The organism is Bradyrhizobium sp. SUTN9-2 (genome assembly GCF_003122645.1).
Lineage (GTDB): Bacteria > Pseudomonadota > Alphaproteobacteria > Rhizobiales > Xanthobacteraceae > Bradyrhizobium > Bradyrhizobium yuanmingense.
Map to the genome: position 1 here is coordinate 1,966,589 of NZ_LAXE01000001.1, position 20,695 is coordinate 1,987,283.

The following is a 20,695-nucleotide window of genomic DNA, read 5'->3' on the forward strand; positions in this document are numbered from 1 at the left end:
TGTGTGCCTTGGAGTCTCAGGGCGTCGCGCCACGTCATCGGCCAGATGCTGCCGGACGTCGTGTTCGGCTGCCTGCGCCAGATCATTCCCGAGCGCGTGCCTGCGGAAGGGACCTCCTGCCTGTGGAATCTCAACGTGCGCGGCCAGACCCGCTCCGGCGCCGGCGGCAATTACGGGTTCTCGATGGCAGTCACCTCCAACGGCGGCACCGGTGCGCGCTTCGGCAAGGACGGGCTGTCGGCGACCGCTTACCCAAGCGGCGTGCGCGGCACGCCGGTCGAGATCGCGGAGACGCAGACGCCGCTGATCTTCTGGCGCAAGGAGCTGCGCCCGGATTCCGGCGGGGCAGGGCGCACCCGCGGCGGCCTCGGCCAGATCATCGAAGTCGGCAGCGGGGTCGATGCGCCGTTCGACATCCTCGCCGCGTTCGACCGCATCGACCACCCGCCGCGCGGGCGGGACGGCGGCCAGAACGGCGAGGCCGGCTATGTCGGTTTGAAGTCCGGCAAGAAGCTGCGCGGCAAGGGCTTTCAGCAGGTGCCGCCGGACGACCGGCTGGTCGTGCTGACGCCCGGCGGTGCCGGCATCGGCGATCCCAGGGAGCGCGATCGCTCGGCCGTCAACGACGACGTCGCAAGCGGTCTCGTGTCTTCGGAGAACGCAGTCAAGGTCTATGGGTACGCGCGTTGATGCATCAACACGCTCGGTAAACGGAGGGGAGCAATGATTACGCGACGGAACTTCACTGTGGGCGCAGCGACGCTGCTCGCCGCCGGCCACATCTCGACTCGCGCACGGGCGGCAACGAGCTGGGATATGTCGACGGTCTGGCCCGACGGCAATTTCCACACCCAGAACGCGATGGCCTTCGCGGAGGAAGTGAAGAAGCAAAGCAATGGTGCGGTCGCCATCACCGTGAAGGCCGGCGGCCAGCTCGGCTTCAAGGGGCCCGAGCACCTGCGGGCCGTGCGCGACGGCCTGGTGCCGCTCGCCGACGTCCTCAACATCCAGCAGGTCGGCGACGAGCCCTTCATGGGCGTCGAGAGCATCCCCTTCCTCTGCGGCTCCGTGGACGAGCTCAAGGTGCTGCACAAATATGTGCGGCCCGAATACGAGAAGATCGCCGCGCGTAACAATCAGAAGATCCTCTACATCGTGCCGTGGCCGACGCAATATCTGCATCTGAAGGCGAAGGTCGCCGACGTCGAGGGCCTCAAGAACATCAAGATCCGCGTGCCCGACAAGAACGCGGTCGAGATGCTCAATGCCATCGGTATGGCGGCGGTGATGATCCCCTGGGGCGAAACGATCCCCGCACTCGCCTCCGGCGCGGTGGCCGGGGTCTCCACCTCGTCGGTGTCCGGCGTCGACGGCAAGTTCTGGGAGTTCCTGAAATACGTCTACCCGACCAACCATGTCTGGTCGTCGCAGATGCTCACCGTCAATCTCGATGCCTGGAAGGCGCTCGGCGCCGATCAACAGAAGCTGGTCGCTGACATCGCGGCGAAGATGGAGCCCGGCTTCTGGGCCAATTCGCTCAAGGCCGATGTCGACAGCCTCAACCGCCTTAAGGAAGGCGGCATGGAGGTGGTGCCGGTCTCGGACGCCATGATGAAGGACATCCGGGCCAAGACCGCGCCGCAGTTGGATGCCTTCCTCAAGCGCGTGCCGGCGGCCGACAAGCCGGTGCGGGCCTATCTCGCCGAAATTAAGCGCGGCTGAGGACGAGGCGTGGTGAGCCTTTCGCCTGAAGCATCGCAAAGCCTCAACGCGGCGGCGCCTGCGCCGCTGCGCATCGTCCTCGACGGCATCGATCGCCTCGGCCGGCTCGACGGCTGGATCGGCGGCTTCTGTCTCCTGATGCTGACGCTGTTGATGCTGTGCGAGGTCGTAACCCGCTTCCTCTCGAACTTCCTGCCGTTCTTCCCGCCGACCATCTCGATCGCGTGGGAATATTCCTCCTATCTGATGGCGGCGGCCTTCACTTTCGGTGCCGCCATGACGCTGCGCGTCGGCGGCCACATCCGCGTCGTGCTGCTCCTGAAGAACGCACCCGTGCCGGTGCAGCGCGCGCTCGAGATCCTCTCGGCGGCGGCCGGCTTCGCCTTCATGGCGTTCCTGACCATGGCCATGGCGAAATTCGCCTGGAGCGCCTTCGTGCGCGGCCAGGTCTCGACCTCGAGCGACACGCCGCTGTGGTTTCCGCAAGCGATCGTCACCTTCGGCATGTTGCTGCTGACGCTGCAGTTCCTCGCGCGTGCGATCCAGGCCGCGCTCGGCCTGCCGCTGGAGGACCATCGCATGAAGGCCTCGCCCGTCGAATGACCGCCTTGCCCGCATCCGGATCCAAGATCGCATGACCATCGAAGTCGTCGCCCTGTTCGCGATCCTGTTTGTGCTGCTAGCTTGCGGCGTCTGGATCGGCCTCACGCTTGCGCTGACCGCGACGCTGCTGCTCGCGATGTTCCGTTCGGTCCCGCTCGACAAGCTGCTGCCGCAATACGCCTGGAACATCCTGACCACGCAGGAGCTGCTGGCGCTGCCGTTGTTCATCCTGATGGGCGAGTTGCTATTCCGCACCCGTCTGTCACGCTCCCTGTTTCAGGGATTGGCGCCCTGGGCCGGGCTGCTGCCCGGGCGCCTGCTGCATGTGAACGTGATCGGCTGCACCATCTTCGCGGCGATCTCGGGCTCGTCGGCCGCGACGACGCAGGTGATCGGCCGCATGTCGCTCAGCGAGCTCACGCGCCGAGGTTATTCTCGTGACATCGCGATCGGCTCGCTCGCCGGCGCCGGCACGCTGGGCTTCCTGATCCCGCCCTCCAACATCATGATCATCTACGGCGTGCTCGGCGACGTCTCGATCCTGAAGCTGTTCACCGCCGGCGTGCTGCCGGGCTTCCTGCTGGCCGCGACGTTCATGGCCTGGGTGATGCTGCACACCACCCTCAAACCCGCGATGGTGCCCGAGACCGAAGCCAAGCTCTCGCAGGTGCAGTGGAGCGAGCGCTTTGCAGCACTGAAGGATCTCGCGCCGGCGCTGTTCCTGATCGCATGCGTGCTCGGCTCGATGTATGGCGGGCTCGCAACGCCCTCGGAAGCTGCCGCGGTCGGCGTGCTCGGCGCGGCCCTGGTTGCCTGGGCGCAAGGCGCAATGTCGCAGCAGGTGATCCGCGACGTCTTGATCGGCTCGGTCGTCACTTGCTCGATGATCGCGCTGATCGTGCTGGGGGCTTCGATCCTCGGCAATGCCGCGGCCTTCCTCGGCATCCCGCAGGCGGTGGCCGCGTTCGTCAAGGGCCTCGGCCTGTCGCCCTTCATGCTGATCGTGGCGCTGATCGTCTTCTATCTCGTGCTCGGCTGTTTCCTCGACGGCTTCTCGATGATCGTGATGACGCTGCCGATCGTGCTGCCGATCGTGAAGGGTGCCGGCTTCGACGAGGTCTGGTTCGGCGTCTTCCTTGTGCTCGCCGTGGAGATGGCGCAGATCACGCCGCCCGTCGGCTTCAACCTGTTCGTGATCCAGGGGCTGACCGACGACGGTCTCGGCTATATCGCCCGCGTCACGATGCCGTACCTCATGATCATGATCGGATTCGTGCTGCTGCTGACGCTGTGGCCGGGCATCGTCACGATTCTGCCGAAGGTGCTTTACGGATAAGACGACTTGTTCCGGGATCGGCGGATCGAAAGCAAAAACGGTCAGCGTCGCTGCCGTTTCAAGTCGCGCTGCATCGAATTGACTTCGGCGCGCATTCCATATTTGCACGCCCTGTGATCCGTCGTACAGTGTAACGGCAAGCAGAAGTACAACAGCAACCACTCCAGTGAACGTGGCTCCTCGGCGCGATGCGCCGAGAGAGGGGACGTCTGTTGACGATTCGGTCCGATGGAGGACGATCGACGCACACTGAACTGCAAATACCCCTCGCAAGCCGCATTCACGAGACGCAATCAACAAACACAAGAGCGGGAGGAAGTGCAAATGAGGAAACAGTGGCTCAGCTCGGCCTTGGCTGTCGTTGTCGTTGCGACACTTGCAGCGACGGCGGCATTGGCTCAGTCCGTGGATACGGCCCGGATCGAGGCCGCCGGCCAGAACGATTGGCTCACCTATCACGGTTCGTACAAATCCCATCACTACAGCCCGCTTACACAGATCAATACGAGCAATGTCGGCAATCTGGGCGTGGCATGGATGCACATTCCCGGGCGATCGACGCGCGGCCTGCAGTCGATGCCGCTCGTCGCCGACGGCGTGCTGTACTATTCGGGCTCTTACAGCCGGGTCTTCGCGCTGAACGGCGCCAGCGGCGAGGTGATCTGGTCGTTCTTTCCGGAGCTGGATGAAGCGCTGATCAGCCGCCAGACCCACTCGCCCTATAACCGCGGCGTCGCTCTCGGCGAAGGCAAGGTCTTCGTCGGCACCATGGACGGTCGTGTCTTCGGGCTGGACGCCAAGACCGGAAAGGTTCTCTGGGAGACCAGGCTGATCGACTCGCAGAAGCTGACGGTCGGCTTCACCGGCGCGCCGCTCTACGCCAAGGGCAGCGTGATCATCGGCGCGCAAGGCGGCGAATGGCCGGGCCGCGGCCCGATCTTCGCGCTCGATGCCGCAACCGGAAAGAAGAAGTGGGAGTTCCTCACGGTCGCAGGCACCGAAGAGGCGATGAAGACCTGGGGCAACGAGTCCTGGCGCACCGGCGGTGGTGGCGGCTGGATGCCGGGCACCTACGATTCCGAGACCAACACTGTCCTGTGGGGCACTGCGAATCCGGCGCCGCTCTACGATTGGTCGGGTCCGGACTACAAGACCCAGGGCGCGCGTCCCGGCGATAACCTCTATACGAGCTCGGTGATCGGCCTCGACATCGATACCGGCAAGCTGAAATTCTACCATCAGGAACTGCCGCACGATGCCTGGGACTTCGACAGCTCGGTCGGCGAATTCGTGATGCTCGAGCGTGATGGCCAGAAATACGTGGTCCATCCGAACAAGGGCGGCTTTGTCTTCGTCTACGACCGCAATCTCAAAGTGAAGAACGTCTGGCGGCTGGTCGAGAACATCAACTTCGTCAAGGACATCGATCCCAAGACCGGCGCCCTGATCGGCCGTCGCGATTTCCCGGTCGGCAAGGTCACCGAACCGCCGCTGTGTCCGTTCATCGGCGGCGGCATCAGCTGGAACGCCGGCTCCTACAGCCCCAAGACCGGTCTCTATTACAAGATCGGACAGGAATGGTGCATGACGCTGGATATCCAGAAGACGACGCCGGTCACCACGCCGCAGGTCCAGCTCAACATCGGTGCCGATTTCAAGATGGTGCCTCCTCCGGGTGGCGAGATCTACGGACATCTCGACGCGCGCGATCCCATCACGGGCGCGAAGAAATGGGAGGTTCGCTATCCCGAGCCTCCGCTCGGAAGCGTGCTGTCGACCGCAGGCAACCTCGTCTTCGTGCCTGATTCGCGTGGCGTGCTGCACGCCTATGATGCCGAAACTGGCGCCGAGCTATGGAGGCACAACAACGGCACCGGCCATCAGGGCGGCATCGTCAGCTACTCCGTCGGCGGCAAGCAATATATCGCGGTGACGGCGGGCTTCGGCGGGATGCTGGCGGACGAATATGCGCCGAACTTCGGCGGCGTCTACAAGAGCATGCCGCGTGACGACGGCGCCCTGGTCGTCTTCAGCCTGAAATAGTCTGCCGCAGATGTTCCGATCCTGGAGCGGGCGCAAGCCCGCTCCTCGATCGATGTCGCGGCGGTGCGCGGATCAGGAATGGAGCGTAGCTGTTGAGACTGTCTTGCAAGACGATTTTGGCGGGGCTGGGCGCCTCGTTGCTGTGGGCTGCGATGGCCCAGGCCCAATCCGCCACACCCGCGCCGGAGAACGCGGCGTTCGAGGTCGAGCAGGTGTTTGCGGGGACTTGCGGCTTCTGTCACTCCGACGGTGGCCGGGCCGCTGGGAAGGGGCCGCAACTGATGAATTCGCCGCGCGACGACGACTATATCCGCAGTCGCATCAAGCTCGGCAAGCAAGGAGCGATGCCGGCCTTTGACGGCGCCTTCACCGACGCCCAGATCGACCAGATGGTCAAGTACATCCGCGCCCTGAAACCGCGCGACGGCTGACTAGCATAGAGTGTGGAATGAAGACATTTGTCCCGGTCATCGTCGCTGCCGCCATCGTCCTGTCGGGGCAGGCGGCGGCGCGCCCCCTGGAGGCGATCCGCTCCAGCGGCGTGATCGGGCTCTGCGCACATCCCAATTCGCTTCCCTTCGCGCACAAGACCGGCGATCCGCCCGGCTTCCAGGTCGAACTCGGTCGGGTGCTGGCACGCGAGCTCGGTGTCTCGCTGCGGCTCGACTGGATCATCACGCAGTACCAGATGCGCAGCGCCGGCTGCGACATTCTCCTGGACGTCATCGCCGATCGCGAAGCGCAAGGCGAAACCCGTCTGAGAATCTCCAAGCCTTATTATCGCACAGGCGTCGCGCTCGCCGTGCCGTCATCCAGCACGCTCACGTCCTTCGCCAGCCTCAACGAATCGACCAAGGTGGGCGTGCAGGTTGGATCGATCGCAGCCATGATTATCGGTCAGCGGCGCGTGCCGATATCGACCTTCGGCTTCGAGAGCGACAGCCTGGAGGCCGTGTCGAACCGCGAGATCGACGCCGCTGCGGTCACGCCCACCGCCGCCAGCTATTTCAATCTGACCCATCCGGACAAACCGCTCCGGATCCTCGATCGCGACGAGAGCACGGCCGATCTGAACTGGAATGTCGGCGTCGGCATGGTCCGCCCGGACGATGCGTTGCGCGAAGCCATCGACGCAGCCGTGGAGCGGCTGCGCAGCGACGGCACGATCGACCGGATCTACCGCCGCTACGGCATCGCGCTGCAGGCGCCGAGATAGCGCGCTGCCGCGCGAATACGGAGCTCGCGTGCGGCCTCAGGCCGCCGCCTTCTTCCGCGCGAGCTCGGCCTTGTACAGCTCGAACTCCTCCGCGATCGCCTTGGCAATCGAAGGTCGCTGACGCAGCCGTTCGTGATACGCCTTCAGGTTCGGCCATTTCGCAAGCTCGATCGGGGGCGTCGCCATGGTCCAGTTGATGACCGTGACGAGATAGGCATCGGCCACGCTGAAATGGTCGAGCAGGAACTCGCGTCCTTTCAGGTAATTGTCGAGATAGTCGAGCCGCGACAGGTTCTTTTCCAGGGCATAGGCCTGGGCTTCCTGCGGCGCCTTGCGGTCGAGCATGGGGATGAAGAGGCCCTTGTGCAGCTCGGTGCCGATGAAGCAGAGCCATTGATGCAGTCGGGTGCGCTCGATGCCGGCGCTCGCGCCGAGGCCGGCTTGCGGGAAACGGTCCGCGACATATTGCAGGATCGCAGCGTTCTCGGTCAGCACCATGCCTTCATCGGTGCGCAGCGTCGGCACGAGGCCGATCGGATTCACGGTGCGGAAGTCGGAGCCGTCGCTCAAGACCTTCTTGGTCGGCGGATCGACTTCGAGGTAGTTCGCCTCGGCGCCTGCTTCGTACAGCGCGACGCGTGTCGCCATCGAGCAGGCAAGCGGCGAGAAATAGAGATCCATCTGTAGCCTCCTTGGGCAATTCCTCTTTGGATGTCGCTCAACCTGGCCAGATTGATTTTTGTACCATCTTGCATAATATGGGTGAGGTCAAGGAATAACTTGCGGAATGGTACAAAAATCGAAGCCGCCAGCTGCTGCCAATCAGCCCGAACGCCGCGGCGAGCCCGAGCGTCGCGGTGGGCCTAAGCGCCGCGGCCGTCCGCGCGCCTACGAGCCCGATGTCGCGCTCGGCAAGGCGCTCGATCTGTTCCGCAAGCAGGGTTTCGCGGCCACCTCGCTCGACGATCTCAGCGCCGCCACCGGCATGAACCGGCCGAGCCTCTACGGCGCCTTCGGCGACAAGCGCGAGCTCTACATCAAGAGCTACCAGCGTTATCGCGACGAGGCGGGCGCGGCGATGGTCGCGATCTTCCGCGAGGAGATGCCGCTGCGCCAGCGGCTGGAGCGCATCTACGCAGCCGCGCTGGACATCTATCTGTCCGGCGACACCGGACCGCGCGGTTGCTTCACGGTCGTGACCGCGGCCTCCGAGGCGGTCGGCGATCCCGAGATCCGCGCCATGGTGCTGGACGGCCTCACCGGGCTCGACAAGGCCTTTGCCAGTTGCTTCCGCCGCGCCAAGGAGAAAGGCGAGCTGCCGGAGAGCGCCGATCCGTTCGCGCTGGCACAGATCGCATCGGCCACCATCCACACCATCGCCATCCGCTCCCGCGCCCGCGTGCCGCGCAAGGAGCTGGAGGCGATCGTCAAGTGCGCGATCGACGTGATGATCGGCGCCAAAGGATAAGCTGGAAGCGAAGCTTCAATATCCCCGCGTTCGGTCCACCACGTTCTCCAGCGCGCCGCCCGCCTCAAACCGGGCGATCTGCTCGGCGACATAGGCCGAGATCGCATCCGCGTCGGTGTCGGCGGCATTGTGCGGCGTCAACACCACCTTGGGGTGGGTCCAGAACCGGCTGTCCTTCGGCTGCGGCTCCTGCACGAAGACGTCGAGCGAGGCGGCGCCGAGCGTGCCGTCGTCGAGGCAGGCGAGAATATCGGCCTCGTTCTGCAGGCCGCCGCGGCCGGCATTGATCAGCACCGGCGCGCCGAGCGGGCTGGTGCGATTGAGCTTGGCGAAGACCTCGCGGTTGAGGATGCCGTGCGTGTCTGATGTCAGCGGCAGCAGGCAGACCAGGATATCGGTCTTGCGCAGGAACGCGTCCATTCCGGCGGCGCCATGGAAGCATTCGACGCCCTCGATCGTGCGCGGGCTGCGGCTCCAGCCGGCGACGCGGAAGCCGAGCCGCCGCAGCACGTCGGCCGCATCGGCGCCGAGCGTGCCCAGCCCCATGACGCCGACCGTGATCGCGCTCGCCGGCCACTGATATCTGGGCTCCCAGCGCTTCTCGCGCTGCGATTGCCGCAGGTAAAGCTCCTGGCGGTGATGCATCAGAACGTGCAGCACGACATATTCGGTCATGCGATTGGTGAGATCGGGCACGGCGACGCGCACCAGCGGCACCTCGGGCAGGCTCTTGTCCGCCATTAGCGCGTCAACGCCGGCGCCAAGGTTGAAGATCGCCCGCAGATTGGGGAACGCACCGAGATCGCCGGGCACCGGCTTCCACACCGCCGCATAATGCACCTCCGCCGGATCGAGCCCGGCGTCCGGCAGCAGCACCACGCGGCGTCCCCCGCAGACCGCGTCGAAGCGGGCCTTCCAGCGCTCCGGCAGCCAGTTCTGCTGCGTGCTGTTGATCAGGACGGCCAGTGTGCCCATGGTCATTCGAAGTGCCTCTTCAGGTTCCGCGCAAGAAGGCCCTCCTTGGCACGATCTGCCGGATTTTTCTTGCAAATTTTTTCCGCAGCGCTGTCGGGGCGGGGCATATTGGCGCGTCTTCAGAACAGACGAGGGAAGTGCTGCCCATGCTTTACGCCATTCTTTGCTATCACGATGAGGATTTCGTCGGCTCCTGGAGCAAGGAACAGGACGAGGCCGTGATGAAGAAGCTCACCGTGGTGCAGGAGAAGCTCACCAGGCAGGGTCGACTCGGGCCGGTGGCGCGGCTGTTGCCGACGACCGCGGCGGCGACGCTGCGCAAGGAGGATCCGCCGCTGGTGCTCGACGGTCCCTATGCCGAGACCAAGGAGCAGCTCCTCGGCTTCTACATCGTCGACTGCAAGAATCTCGACGACGCGCTCGACGTCGCACGCGAGCTGGGTGCCGCCAATCCCGGCGGCGCCTATGAGGTGCGTCCCGTCGGTGTGTTCCGGCCCGGAGGAAACCTGACGTGAGCGAGGCCGATACCGCCTGGATCGAGACTGCGCTGACTTCGGCGCGACCCCAGGCGGTCGGCGCGCTGCTGCGCTATTTCCGCGATCTCGACACCGCCGAGGAGGCGTTTCAGAACGCCTGCCTGCGCGCGCTCAAGACCTGGCCGCAGAATGGGCCGCCGCGCGATCCCGCGGCCTGGCTGATCATGGTCGGCCGCAACGTCGCGATCGACGAAGTGCGACGCGCGCGCAGGCAGCAGCCGCTGCCTGAGGACGACCAGGCGATCTCCGATCTCGACGATGCCGAGGGCGAACTCGCCGAGCGGCTCGACGGCTCGCATTATCGCGACGACATCTTGCGGCTGATGTTCATCTGCTGCCATCCAGGACTGCCGGCGACGCAGCAGATCGCGCTGGCGCTGCGCATCGTCTCGGGCCTCACGGTGAAGCAGATCGCCCGCGCGTTCCTGGTCTCGGAAGCGGCGATGGAGCAGCGCATCACGCGCGCCAAGGCAAAGGTGGCCGAGGCCGGGACGCCGTTCGAGGCGCCGGGCGCGGTCGAGCGCTCTGAACGGCTCGCCGGCGTCGCGGCGATGATCTACCTGATCTTCAATGAAGGCTATTCGGCGAGCGGTGACACCGCGGAGATCAGGAAGCCGCTGTGCGAGGAGGCGATCCGGCTGGCGCGGCTGCTGCTGCGGCTGTTTCCGAGCGAGCCGGAGATCATGGGCCTGACGGCGCTGATCCTGTTGCAGCACGCGCGCAGCGCGGCGCGCTTTGCCGCGGACGGGTCGCTGATCCTGCTGGACGATCAGGATCGTTCGTTGTGGAACGGCACCATGATCGCGGAGGGCCTCGCGCTGATCGACAAGGCGATGCGCCACCGCCGCAGCGGGCCCTACCAGATCCAGGCCGCGATCGCCGCCCTGCATGCGCGTGCGGCGACGCCGGAGGAGACCGACTGGACGGAGATCGACCTGCTCTACGGCGCGCTCGAAGTGGTGCAGCCCTCGCCGGTGGTGACGCTCAACCGGGCGGTCGCGGTCTCCAAGGTGCGCGGGCCGCAGGCCGCGCTCGAGCTGATCGAGCCGCTGGCGCCGAAGCTCGCCAATTATTTCCATTTCTACGGCGTGCGCGGCGCCTTCCTGATGCAGCTCGGCCGCAACGACGAAGCCCGAATCGCCTTCGATCGCGCCATCGCGCTCGCCAACACCTCGGCCGAAGCCGCCCACATCCGCATGCATCTCGATCGCCTGATCCGGGACAGCCAGCCGAAGGCAAAGGAAAGCGCCAAGGCGAAGTAGGCCCGTCTGTTTCCACGCCATGACGTGGGGTGCGCAGTGCGCCAAAGAATTTCTGTCCCATTGTCGGGCCGGGGCCTCCCCCGTTCGTCCTAGGCTCCGTATCCACGGAGAGCTATCCATGCTGAAAGCCATTGCCGTCATCGCCATCGTTCTCGCCGCCGGCCTTGCCGCGGTCCTCGTCTTCGCCCTGACGAAACCCGACACGTTCCGTGTGGAACGCTCGCTCGCCGTCAAGGCACCGGCCGCTGTGATCTATCCGCTGGTTGCCGATTTCCATCGCTGGACCGCCTGGTCGCCGTATGAGACCCGCGATCCCGCCATGAAGCGGACGTTCGGCGGAACCGCGGCAGGGAAGGGTGCGACCTATGCCTGGGAGGGCAACAACAAGGTCGGCGCCGGCCATATGGAGATCCTGGAGGCGAACGGCCCCTCCAAGCTCCGCATCAAGCTTGATTTCGAGCGGCCGTTCGAAGGCCACAACACCGCCGAGTTCACCTTTGTGCCGCAAGGCGATGCCACACTCGTCACATGGGTAATGTACGGTCCGGCCCCGTTCCTGTCCAAGCTGATGCAGGTGTTCTTCAACATGGACAGCATGATCGGCAGGGATTTCGAGACCGGCCTCGCCGGCCTGAAGAAGCTCACCGAGAAGCAATAAGCCTCACTGCAAACGAAGAGGAGAGAAACGATGCTCAATCCCTATCTGTTCTACCAGGACAATTGCGAAGCAGCGTTCAACTATTACGCCAAGGTTCTCGGCGGCAAGATCGACGCGATGATGCGCGCATCGGATGCTCCGCCGGAGGTGCCGGCTACGCCCGGCCGCGAGAAGATGATCATGCATGCGCGGATGTCACTGCCGGACGGCACGGTATTGATGGCCTCCGACTCGCCGGCCGAGCATTTCCAGAAGCCGCAGGGCTTTGCAATCTCGATTACAGTCAAGGACCCCGCGGATGGTGAGCGCAAGTTCAACGCGCTTGCCGACGGCGGCAGCGTCACCATGCCCTTCAGCAAGACGTTCTGGGCCAAGGGCTTCGGCATGTGTGTCGACAAGTTCGGCATTCCCTGGATGGTGAATTGCCCGGCCGAGGGCATGTGATAGGAGCATGATCCGGAAAAGTGTGAAGCGGTTTTCCGAAAAGATCATGCTCAAACAACAACCTAAAGCGCGATGACGATTTATCCTATCGCATCGCGCTTTGGGCGCGACCGTCACGTTGCGATCCCCTCTCTCCAATGCTGCGGGAGAGGGGACGTACGTTTCGTTACGTCAGGCGCCGATCAGCCGTTGTCCTTTCACCGGATTGATCCGGTGACGTCCTCGGGCGACGATTCCACGCAGCGAGGACAGATCACGAGCTTGGCGCCCAGCTTCCTGTCGTTCTCCGCCTGTATCTCGTCCTGGACCGCCCACCACGCCTCGGAATAGGGGCGCAATGTGCCGAGCACTTTTTCGCGCTCCTGATTGGGATCACTTGCCGCCGGCGCGCCGGTCGTGACGCGCCGCTTGGCCACATGCGGACGGTTCGGATCCTTGCCGAGGCCATCCCATGCAATGGCGCGGCGTTCCTGCGCTGGCGCCTCTGCGCATCCGATCAGCGCTGTGCAAAAAGTGAGCACGATCAAGCCGTGTCGAATCATGCCGGGCTTTTGCCTCCACAATCGGCGCGCAGAATCTGCGTGAGACACGCGCATCGTCGGTTCAATGGAACTCAAGGCAAAACAAACTTGCCGGCATGGCCGAATATGAGTCGTGCTTTCGCATCACTTTGCGGACGCAGTGAGGCCGCTTCGTGAAGCGAGCTGCATCGCACAACAATTGGCGCAAGATTGGGCTGTGCTCTGCACGTCAGAATCGTTATTGGTGAGTCATAAAAGCTACAAACTGGGATGGACGTCACTTGCAAGGGGAGCGACCGATGGCGGCGGCGCTACAGATCAACTTTGCTCTTTGGGGAATGCTCATTTGCGCCAGCGCGAAGCTGGCGCCAGTGATCCAGACGCTGTTTTGAAAGCGGTTGGCGGCTGCGGGCTGTATCAGCGGCAACGCGGATAGATCGCGGCGAGATCGCGCCCCTTCAACAGCAGCAGCCGCGAGGTCAGACCGCCACGTCGGCTGATCCAGTCGCGCACCGGACCGGGATAGGCGGCAAGCACCGCGACCGATGCTTCCGGCTCGGCATAGAAGCGGCCGCGCCGGTCAACCGAGCGTGCGGCATGGAAGCCGAGCACGGCGCGCTTGGTGACGCAGATGCGCTCGCCCGGCACGATGCTCAGCACCAGCGTGCAGGCGGACAGGCAGGGGCCGTCGATCACCACGCGCTCGCCACTGTCGCGGACCTTTTCGAACAGATCGAGGAACGGCCCGACCTGTCCGCCCGGGGACTGGATGATGCGGATCTCGGCCGCCGCAGGCGCGGCGGCGAGCAGCGCGGATGCAAGCATCAGAGCTTTGAGGAAGGTGATGCGTTGCATGAACTCTCCACCAACTCGCTTTCGTAGGGTGGGCAAAGCGTAGCGTGCCCACCATCCGCACCGCAAATTTGGGATCGGCGCGTTGCGCCTTTGCCCACCCTACAAATCCTGCGCCTACCCGTTGCGCCTTTGCCCGCGCAGCGTCGGCAGGCCGATGCCCGCCGCATCGAAGCCGCCGTCCACGGCCAAAATTTGGCCGGTGATGTAGCTCGCGCGGCCCGAGCACAGGAAATAGATCGCTTCCGCGAGTTCCTCTTCCAGGCCGTAGCGGTTGAGCGGAATGGCGTCGTGATAGTCGGCGCGGATCTCCTTGGTGTGCACCTGCTTCGCCATCGCGGTGTCGACCGGCCCCGGTGCGACCGCGTTGACGCGGATGTTGAGGGAGGCGAGCTCGACCGCGAGCTGCTTGGTAAGGTGTGCAAGGCCTGCTTTGCTGGTGCCGTAGGCCGAGCGCAGCGTCGAAGCGCGCACGGCTGAGATCGAGGTGATGTTGACGATGGCGCCGCCACCACCGTCGCGCATCAGGGGCACCGCGGCCTTGGTGCAGAGGAACGGTCCGGTGAGGTTGACCTCGAGCACGCGGCGCCAGTCGGCATCCGACGTCTCCATCAGCGGCGCGAACACCGCGATGCCGGCATTGTTGACCAGCACGTCCAAGCGGCCGAACCGCCGCTCGATCGTCGTCATTGCGGTGCCGACTGCGGCCGCGTCGGCGACATCGCAGGTCAGCGCCAGCGTCGCCTCGCTCTGGCCGATGTCCGCGACCGCGCGGCCGAGCAGTTCGTGCTCGATGTCGAGCAGGGCCACGCGCCAGCCCTCGGCCAAGAATTTCTTCGCGGTCGCAAGCCCGATGCCGCGGGCGGCACCGGTGACGAGGGCGACTTTTTGCGGGGCTTGCGGCATTGGCTGATCTGTCCTGTGTCCGGGAGCAGCGCGCGAAGCGCCGGTTCCTTTTACTGCGCTTTCGTTCCGGCATGAAAGGCCTCGCCGAGCCGATCGAGCCCGATCCGGTCGCAGAATGCGCCAGCCCGGCTGCACTCCGGCCTCTAAATAATTTCTGTCCCGCTGTCGGCCCGGCAGAAGGCCGTTCGTCTTGGAGGGGAGCGCGGGCCAGCCGTTTCCGCCCGCAGGACATATCGGAGTGACTGAGAGCAGCGAGGAAATCCCATGCGATTCATGATGCTGATGATCCCGCTCGGCTACGAGAACGCGCCGCCGGAGCTGCAGCTCGATCCCGAGCGCGTCGCCGCGATGATGCGCTACAACGAGGCGCTGAAGGACGCAGGCGTGCTGATCACGCTCGATGGGCTGCACCCGCCGTCGACCGGGGCACGCGTCTCGTTTGCGACCGGCCAGCCCATCGTCACCGACGGGCCCTTCGCGGAAGCCAAGGAAGTCCTGGGCGGCTATTGGATGATCGAGGTCGCCTCGCGCGCCGAGGCGATCGCCTGGGCCAAGAAATGTCCCGCTTCAGCCAACGAGATCATCGAGGTCCGCCAGGTGCAGGAGATGGCCGACTACTCGCCCGAAGTGCAAGAGATCGTCGCCGGGTTTGGCGACCTGAAGACGTAGACGAGACGGCGGCTGCGCGATTCCCAATCAACCCTGAGGAGAAAACCCATGAGCACCGAACACAAATTTCTCGCCGTCTATCTCGGCAGCACGAGCGGATCGAAAATGGCGGCGTGGCGCGCGCTGCCCGAGGCCGAGCGGAAGGCGAAGGAGCAGGAGGGCATGGCCGCTTGGCACGGCTGGGTCGAGAAGCACAAATCCGTGATCGTCGAGATGGGGGGCCCGCTCGGCAAGACCCGCAGGATCGACGGGAGCGGAATCACCGAGGTCAGCAACGCGCTGACCGGTTTCACGGTGGTGCGTGCCGCCTCGCAGGAGGACGCTGCAAAGCTGTTCGAGAACCATCCGCATTTTGCGATCTTCCCGGGCGAGGCGATCGAAGTCATGCCCGTGCTGCCGATTCCGGAGATGTAGCCCTGAACGAATAGGTATCCGGGCGGCCAAGTGGGCCGTCATTCCGGGGCGGTCCGCAGGACCGAACCCGGAATCTCGACATTCTCAGGTGCGCAAGCGCGCACCATAGTTCGGCTCTGTGAGCCGCCCGGAATGACTGCGGAGAATACGGGTTAATCACGAGCGATTCCCGCTAGTGACCTTGAAGCCCGGCTCATGTAAAGCTCGTTCACATGAGCTGGCGCAAGGAGCAGCGCCGCGCCGAGCGCGGCTATCACCACGGCAATCTGAAGGAAGCCCTGTTGCAGGCGGCCCTCGGGCTGATCGCCGAGAAGGGGGCGGCCGGCTTCACCTTCGCCGATGCCGCGCGCATGGCCGGAGTCAGTGCGGCGGCGCCCTACCGGCATTTCCGCGACCGTGACGAGCTGCTGTCCTCTATCGCCCAGCGCGGTTTCGAGCAGTTCGAGGCGCGCCTGTCGGCGGCCTGGGACGACGGGCGGCCCGACACCGTCACCGCCTTCGAGCGCGTCGGCAAGGCCTATCTCGCCTTTGCCCGCGCGGAGCCGGCCTTCTACAACGCGATGTTCGAATCGGGCGTGCCGGTCGATGCCAATCCCGCACTTCAGGCGGCCAGCGAACGCGCCTTCAACATCATTCGAGCCGCAGCCGAGCGGCTCGCCGCACTGACGCCGCCCGGCACACCCCGCCCGCCGGCGATGATGATGGCGCTGCACATCTGGTCGATGTCGCATGGCGTGGCCTCGCTGTTTTCCCGCGGCGATGCTGCGCGACGCAAGCTGCCGATGTCGCCGGACGAGCTGCTGGAGGCCGAGGTGCTGATCTATCTGCGCGGCCTCGGCTTCCCGATCGACCGCCGTCCTCCGGCCAGGGGCGCCGAGCCGCCGCCGGTGCCGCCGGAGGCTCCCTCCGGTTCGGGCCTGCCGCCCGGCAGCCCCTGGGGCAAGCCGAAATAAGATTGCGCAAGTAATCACGCGGGCGTGTCTTGCTGCCAGCTTGACAAAATCGCGGGATGGTCTAGCTATGTAAATGTTATTTACATTCACAACGGCGCTGGTGCCGTGATGGAGAAGGGAAATGGCCTACACCGCTGATGTCAATCGCTGGCGCGGCCCGTCGGACCAACAGCAATATTACGAGCGCCCCCGCATGCTGGACACGCCCTGGCATCCCGGCTGGATCGCCGTGACCATTCTCGGCTTCATCATCTGGTGGCCGATCGGACTTGCCCTCCTCTTTTTCACACTCGGGAGCAGAAGAATGTCGTGCTGGAGCAATCAGGATCGCTGGCAGAACAAGATGGAAAAGATGCAGTACAAGATGGATCGCATGCGCGACCGCATGGAGCGCCGCGGCTTCGGCTTTGGCTTCGGCCCGCCGTCCTCCGGCAACCGCGCCTTCGACGAGTATCGCAGTGAGACACTGCGCCGGCTCGAGGAAGAGCAGGTCGAGTTCAAGAACTTCCTCGACCGCCTGCGTCACGCCAAGGACAAGGAAGAGTTCGACCAGTTCATGGCGCAGCACAAGACGCGTCCGACCCCGCCGCCGACCGATCAGCAGCAGGGCTGATCCGAAGAATTGCACCTCTCAAAGCCTTCAGGCGCATGCCCCCAAAGTCCTGATGGCCCCGAGCCGCCCGCCTGCGCAACCCGCAGGCGGGCGGTTTGGTTTATGTCACACTTCGATGGTCGTCCTGGCGATGCGAAGCGCCTGCGAGGGCTTTGCGAGGCCCATCACGCAGATGTGCAGGATCGATAGAACCCGGACCGCGCGAGCACCGACCAAGCCTTGACTGCGCCTCCGCGGCGCCGACGGGCACGATCATGACCAACATTGAACGCAAACAAATCAGCCAGCGCCTCGCATTGTTCGAGCGCGCGGCCGTGTTGTTCGAGCGCTTCGGCCCTGTGGTGCCGGTGGCGATTGCGTTCCTCAATGGGTGGCCCACGGAAGTTCAGCTCTACCCGGAGTGGCAGCTCGGTGAGTCCTGGCGGTTGTTTCTTAGCGCCTATCTATATTGGGGCGCATCGTACGCACTCAGCCGCGCGGTGTCGTTCGCGAAGGGAAGTATCGTCCCATGATCCTGCTCCGCGATTTCGCGCTTTTCGTCCTGCCCGTGCTGATCGCCGCAGGCGGCTGGCTCTATGCGCTCAGCCTCCGCAAGCAGGCTGACCCCGGCCGCGCCCGCGATGGACGCGCCCCGGCAACATGACCGGTGCCGGCCGGTGTCGCATGGCGTGGAGTTTCAGCGCGCCGTGGCGAGTTGCGCGTGAACCGAGGCCAGGAAGTATTCGTAGGCGTGGTCGACGATCTCGTTGAGCGATCGCGTTCGCGCGAACATCGCCTTGGCCTCCGCGAGAAACTCCTCGCGTGTCGGGATCTTCGGCAGATGCAGATGCGTCAGCGCGTCGACACCTTCATGCGCGCGATTGAGGATGTCGTGCAGCGTCGGCAGCTGCAACTGGGCGAGATCGGCCCGGCGGCGTGCCGACGAGATCGCATGCGCCAGGGTTTGCGCATCGAACCGTCCGGCGAGCTCGCGGGCCGCCCGCTGGATGACCCGCGCGCCGAGCGGCTGCTCGTTGCGCAGCACCTGTTCGGGCGGCGCCTTCATGTTCCAGACGACGCCGATCCACGACAGCAGCGTCAGGATGTAATAGGTCACGTCGACCTCCCACCAGCGAAAGCCCTGTCGCACGCTGCTCTGATAGGCGTGGTGATTGTTGTGCCAGCCCTCACCCAGCGTGACCAATGCCAGCAGCCAGTTGTTACGGGAATCATCGCCGGTCACGTAGCGCTTGCGCCCGTGCACATGGGCAAGCGAATTGATGCAGAAGGTCGCGTGATAGACCAGCACCGTGCTCCAGAGGAAGCCGACCACCAGACCCGACCATCCTGCGACCAGGAAGCAGAGCCCTGCCAGCACGAAGGCCGGCAGCAGCTCCAGCCGATGCAGCCACATCAGCTCGGGATAGGCGGCGAGATCGCCGACCTTCACGAGGTCGGTTGCGTCGTGCTGCCGGTAAAAGATCCAGCCGAGATGGCTATAGAGGAAGCCGCGGTGACGCGGTGAATGCACGTCGTTTTCAGTGTCGGAATGCAGGTGATGGTGGCGATGCTTGGCGGCCCACCACAACACGCTCTTCTGGGCGCTGCTTTGCGCAAGGCAGGCCAGGATGAACTGAAACACCCGGCTGGTCGCGAACGCCCGATGCGAGAAATAGCGATGGTAGCCGGCTCCGATCGCGAACATCCGCAAGCAATAGAGTGAGACGCAGATCGCGACCGCCTGCCAGGTGACGCCCGACCAGATTGCCGCAAGGCAGCCGAGATGGACCAGCAGGAACGGCAGGGCGGATGGATACATGATGTCGTTGTGCTGGTCGTCGGCGGGGGCGTTGAGCGGCATATTTGAGCGTGACCTCGGATGACGTGGATTCGGAACTGGCCGGCAGCTTGACGTCCGGCGGGTACCAAAACCCGCGGATGCCACCGCGGGCTTCGGCCGAAGGCTGGCCGCAGCTCTCTGGCAAGCAAGCCCGTAGTCTTACGGGGAGCATGGCGCACAGGTGGCCGCGCGTGTTGCCGACGCCAATTGGCGCGCAGGCGGCCTGCGTCCTATATTCGACAGCGAGAAGCAAGCGTCAAAACACCGCAGGCGGCAATGCGGACGGAGACTGCGATCGTGGCGAGCGACATCCTCTGGCAGGAGATACGCGGCGAGGCGCGGCGCACCGCAGCGGCGGATCCCGTCTTCGGCAAGGCTGTCGCCGATGCCATCCTTGCCCATGACGATTTTACCGCTGCCTTGGCCGATCTGATCGGGCGTCGGCTGGGCGGCAGCGCCGCCGATCGCGAGCGCTTCACGACGTTTTCCCGCGATGCCTTTCGCGGCCAACCGGATCTGGTCGAAGCGGCCGGCCGCGATCTGCGCGCCATCGTGCTCCGTGATCCCGCCATCGCCGGATTGTTGCCGCCGCTGCTGCACTTCAAGGGCTATGTCGCCCTGCAGTCCTGGCGCGTCTCGCACTGGCTATGGCGTCATGACCATCGTGATGCGGCGCTGCTGTTGCAGAACGAGGCTTCGAACGTCCTGCAGGTCAGCATTCATCCGGCCGCGAGCCTCGGCTCGTCGGTTTATCTCGACCATGCCACCGGCATCGTGATCGGTGCCAATGTCGTCATCGGCGACGAGGTGACCATCCTTCAGAATGTCAGCATCGGACGCCATGGCGACCTGCCGATGCGCTCGCCTCGCATCGGTCGCGGCGTGTTCATCGGCTCCGGCGCGACCATCCTCGGCGACATCGAGATCGGCGACTTCGCCAAGATCGGCGCCGGGACTGTCGTGACCGGTGACGTGCCTGGCGGCTGCACCGCAATCGGCAATCCCGCGCGGCTCACCAATTGCCTTGCGGCCGCTTCGTCCGCTTGACTGTCGCTCAGGCGGCGCGGCGGTGGCTTTCGCCGCCATGATGCGGGTTGACCGGCTCCGAGCTGGTCTGGCCCGGCGCATCCAGCACCGCGACGTGGTGGCGATAGACCATTTCCCAGCCCTTCCATCCCGTGAACAGAAGGATGCCGACCACGACCAGGGACAGCACGACGCCCCAGGGCTTGATCGCCGCCTCCGCGCCTTGGGCGTAGCGGAGATAGAAATTGACCAGGGCCAGCACCACCGCCGCGAGATTGCCGACCATGTGGTACCAGGCATCGTTCAGGCGGCGGATGCGTGGCTCGCTGAAGAAGTCGGTGAAGCCGGCTGCGGCGGCAACCAGCGCCATGACGATGCCGGCGCCGATCAGCCACATCGCGGCGCGTGCCCAAAAACCGTCGCCGGTTCCGATGAAGGCCAGATCGGCGATGGGAGCGCCGACCAGGAACGCGACGGGGAACGGGATCAGCATGGGGTGGAGCGGGTGATCGCCGATCGCGGCGGTCGTCTTGGGGTTGATGGACATGGCAGGACCTCGCTGAGAGTGATTTTCCGGACAATTTTCGGCACGAGAGCAGGTTCCTCCGGCCGGTGCGTCCGGAACACGGGATCCGGGGTCCATCCCCCTGCACGGACTG

26 protein-coding genes are annotated in these 20,695 nt (G+C 64.8%); 19 read left to right on the plus strand and 7 right to left on the minus strand.

Features of this window, described 5'->3' with window-relative positions:
- From XF30_RS09255 to XF30_RS09285, 7 genes are all read left to right on the plus strand, one after another.
- Positions 1-690, plus strand: a 690-nt coding sequence (locus XF30_RS09255) for a hydantoinase B/oxoprolinase family protein (RefSeq protein ID WP_146207787.1), incomplete at its 5' end; no start/stop codon positions are given.
- A 33-nt stretch (positions 691-723) separates the two neighbouring features.
- Positions 724-1,722 carry a TRAP transporter substrate-binding protein gene (locus XF30_RS09260; protein ID WP_109142491.1) on the plus strand — a complete coding sequence of 333 codons (999 nt, stop codon included), beginning with the start codon at positions 724-726 and terminating at the stop codon, positions 1,720-1,722.
- A gap of 9 nt (positions 1,723-1,731) precedes the next feature.
- Positions 1,732-2,325 (plus strand): TRAP transporter small permease subunit, encoded by a 594-nt coding sequence (locus XF30_RS09265; RefSeq protein ID WP_109142492.1) that lies wholly within the window; start codon positions 1,732-1,734, stop codon positions 2,323-2,325.
- A 31-nt stretch (positions 2,326-2,356) separates the two neighbouring features.
- A complete protein-coding gene (locus tag XF30_RS09270) occupies positions 2,357-3,661 on the plus strand; it encodes a TRAP transporter large permease (protein ID WP_109142493.1) in 1,305 nt (434 codons plus the stop codon).
- 324 nt (positions 3,662-3,985) lie between these two features.
- Positions 3,986-5,704 carry a pyrroloquinoline quinone-dependent dehydrogenase gene (locus XF30_RS09275; protein ID WP_035998486.1) on the plus strand — a complete coding sequence of 573 codons (1,719 nt, stop codon included), beginning with the start codon at positions 3,986-3,988 and terminating at the stop codon, positions 5,702-5,704.
- Positions 5,705-5,820: 116 nt separating this feature from the next.
- Positions 5,821-6,135, plus strand: a complete 315-nt coding sequence (locus tag XF30_RS09280) for a c-type cytochrome (protein ID WP_225112963.1) — start codon at positions 5,821-5,823, stop codon at positions 6,133-6,135.
- 17 nt (positions 6,136-6,152) lie between these two features.
- Positions 6,153-6,920: a substrate-binding periplasmic protein gene (locus tag XF30_RS09285; protein WP_057028082.1), complete on the plus strand. Its 768-nt coding sequence runs from the start codon at positions 6,153-6,155 to the stop codon at positions 6,918-6,920.
- Between the two features lie 36 nt (positions 6,921-6,956).
- Here the strand turns inward: XF30_RS09285 and XF30_RS09290 are convergent, their stop codons facing one another.
- Entirely contained in the window at positions 6,957-7,601 is a 645-nt protein-coding gene (locus XF30_RS09290; protein WP_109142494.1) for a glutathione binding-like protein, read from the minus strand.
- A gap of 106 nt (positions 7,602-7,707) precedes the next feature.
- Here XF30_RS09290 and XF30_RS09295 point away from each other — a divergent pair, with 106 nt between their 5' ends.
- Entirely contained in the window at positions 7,708-8,388 is a 681-nt protein-coding gene (locus XF30_RS09295) for a TetR/AcrR family transcriptional regulator (RefSeq protein WP_109142495.1), read from the plus strand.
- Positions 8,389-8,403: 15 nt separating this feature from the next.
- On the opposite strand, the gene XF30_RS09300 is transcribed toward XF30_RS09295, so the two are convergent.
- Positions 8,404-9,369, minus strand: a complete 966-nt coding sequence (locus tag XF30_RS09300) for a 2-hydroxyacid dehydrogenase (RefSeq protein WP_109142496.1) — start codon at positions 9,367-9,369, stop codon at positions 8,404-8,406.
- A gap of 140 nt (positions 9,370-9,509) precedes the next feature.
- On the opposite strand from XF30_RS09300, the gene XF30_RS09305 reads away from it, so the two are divergent.
- The 4 genes from XF30_RS09305 (at position 9,510) to XF30_RS09320 (ending at position 12,263) form a co-directional block, all read left to right on the plus strand.
- Positions 9,510-9,878: a YciI family protein gene (locus XF30_RS09305; protein WP_035998498.1), complete on the plus strand. Its 369-nt coding sequence runs from the start codon at positions 9,510-9,512 to the stop codon at positions 9,876-9,878.
- Complete coding sequence (locus XF30_RS09310; RefSeq protein WP_035998501.1) at positions 9,875-11,161, plus strand: RNA polymerase sigma factor; 1,287 nt, start codon at positions 9,875-9,877, stop codon at positions 11,159-11,161. Before XF30_RS09305 ends, XF30_RS09310 begins: the two co-directional genes overlap by 4 nt.
- Before the next feature lie 118 nt (positions 11,162-11,279).
- Complete coding sequence (gene kdpF / locus XF30_RS09315; RefSeq protein WP_109142497.1) at positions 11,280-11,819, plus strand: K(+)-transporting ATPase subunit F; 540 nt, start codon at positions 11,280-11,282, stop codon at positions 11,817-11,819.
- A gap of 30 nt (positions 11,820-11,849) precedes the next feature.
- Complete coding sequence (locus XF30_RS09320) at positions 11,850-12,263, plus strand: VOC family protein (protein ID WP_109142498.1); 414 nt, start codon at positions 11,850-11,852, stop codon at positions 12,261-12,263.
- 197 nt (positions 12,264-12,460) lie between these two features.
- Here XF30_RS09320 and XF30_RS09325 read toward each other — a convergent pair whose 3' ends face one another.
- The 3 genes from XF30_RS09325 to XF30_RS09335 all read right to left on the minus strand — a co-directional run bounded on the left by XF30_RS09325 (position 12,461) and on the right by XF30_RS09335 (position 14,542).
- Positions 12,461-12,805, minus strand: coding sequence for a hypothetical protein (locus tag XF30_RS09325; RefSeq protein ID WP_035998508.1), 345 nt, complete (start codon positions 12,803-12,805; stop codon positions 12,461-12,463).
- Between the two features lie 396 nt (positions 12,806-13,201).
- Complete coding sequence (locus XF30_RS09330) at positions 13,202-13,639, minus strand: hypothetical protein (protein ID WP_035998510.1); 438 nt, start codon at positions 13,637-13,639, stop codon at positions 13,202-13,204.
- Between the two features lie 114 nt (positions 13,640-13,753).
- Positions 13,754-14,542, minus strand: coding sequence for an SDR family NAD(P)-dependent oxidoreductase (locus tag XF30_RS09335; RefSeq protein ID WP_109142499.1), 789 nt, complete (start codon positions 14,540-14,542; stop codon positions 13,754-13,756).
- Positions 14,543-14,806: 264 nt separating this feature from the next.
- On the opposite strand from XF30_RS09335, the gene XF30_RS09340 reads away from it, so the two are divergent.
- The 6 genes from XF30_RS09340 (at position 14,807) to XF30_RS39755 (ending at position 17,834) form a co-directional block, all read left to right on the plus strand.
- On the plus strand, positions 14,807-15,211 hold the full coding sequence (locus XF30_RS09340; protein ID WP_035998515.1) for a YciI family protein: 405 nt from the start codon (positions 14,807-14,809) through the stop codon (positions 15,209-15,211).
- A 48-nt stretch (positions 15,212-15,259) separates the two neighbouring features.
- Positions 15,260-15,625: a YciI family protein gene (locus tag XF30_RS09345; protein WP_036021849.1), complete on the plus strand. Its 366-nt coding sequence runs from the start codon at positions 15,260-15,262 to the stop codon at positions 15,623-15,625.
- 212 nt (positions 15,626-15,837) lie between these two features.
- The gene (locus XF30_RS09350; RefSeq protein ID WP_057028075.1) at positions 15,838-16,578 is read left to right on the plus strand and encodes a TetR/AcrR family transcriptional regulator; all 741 of its coding nucleotides are present in this window, start codon (positions 15,838-15,840) and stop codon (positions 16,576-16,578) included.
- A 121-nt stretch (positions 16,579-16,699) separates the two neighbouring features.
- Positions 16,700-17,191, plus strand: a complete 492-nt coding sequence (locus tag XF30_RS09355; protein WP_035998538.1) for a DUF2852 domain-containing protein — start codon at positions 16,700-16,702, stop codon at positions 17,189-17,191.
- 254 nt (positions 17,192-17,445) lie between these two features.
- Complete coding sequence (locus XF30_RS09360; RefSeq protein WP_057028074.1) at positions 17,446-17,703, plus strand: hypothetical protein; 258 nt, start codon at positions 17,446-17,448, stop codon at positions 17,701-17,703.
- Positions 17,700-17,834, plus strand: a complete 135-nt coding sequence (locus XF30_RS39755) for a hypothetical protein (RefSeq protein WP_260344240.1) — start codon at positions 17,700-17,702, stop codon at positions 17,832-17,834. Before XF30_RS09360 ends, XF30_RS39755 begins: the two co-directional genes overlap by 4 nt.
- Before the next feature lie 33 nt (positions 17,835-17,867).
- On the opposite strand, the gene XF30_RS09365 is transcribed toward XF30_RS39755, so the two are convergent.
- A complete protein-coding gene (locus XF30_RS09365; RefSeq protein ID WP_109142500.1) occupies positions 17,868-19,031 on the minus strand; it encodes an acyl-CoA desaturase in 1,164 nt (387 codons plus the stop codon).
- Between the two features lie 255 nt (positions 19,032-19,286).
- Between XF30_RS09365 and XF30_RS09370 the strand changes: the two genes are divergently transcribed.
- Positions 19,287-20,057: a serine acetyltransferase domain-containing protein gene (locus XF30_RS09370; RefSeq protein WP_036021861.1), complete on the plus strand. Its 771-nt coding sequence runs from the start codon at positions 19,287-19,289 to the stop codon at positions 20,055-20,057.
- Positions 20,058-20,064: 7 nt separating this feature from the next.
- On the opposite strand, the gene XF30_RS09375 is transcribed toward XF30_RS09370, so the two are convergent.
- Entirely contained in the window at positions 20,065-20,583 is a 519-nt protein-coding gene (locus XF30_RS09375) for a DUF2231 domain-containing protein (protein WP_035998550.1), read from the minus strand.
- Between the last annotated feature and the right edge of the window lie 112 nt (positions 20,584-20,695).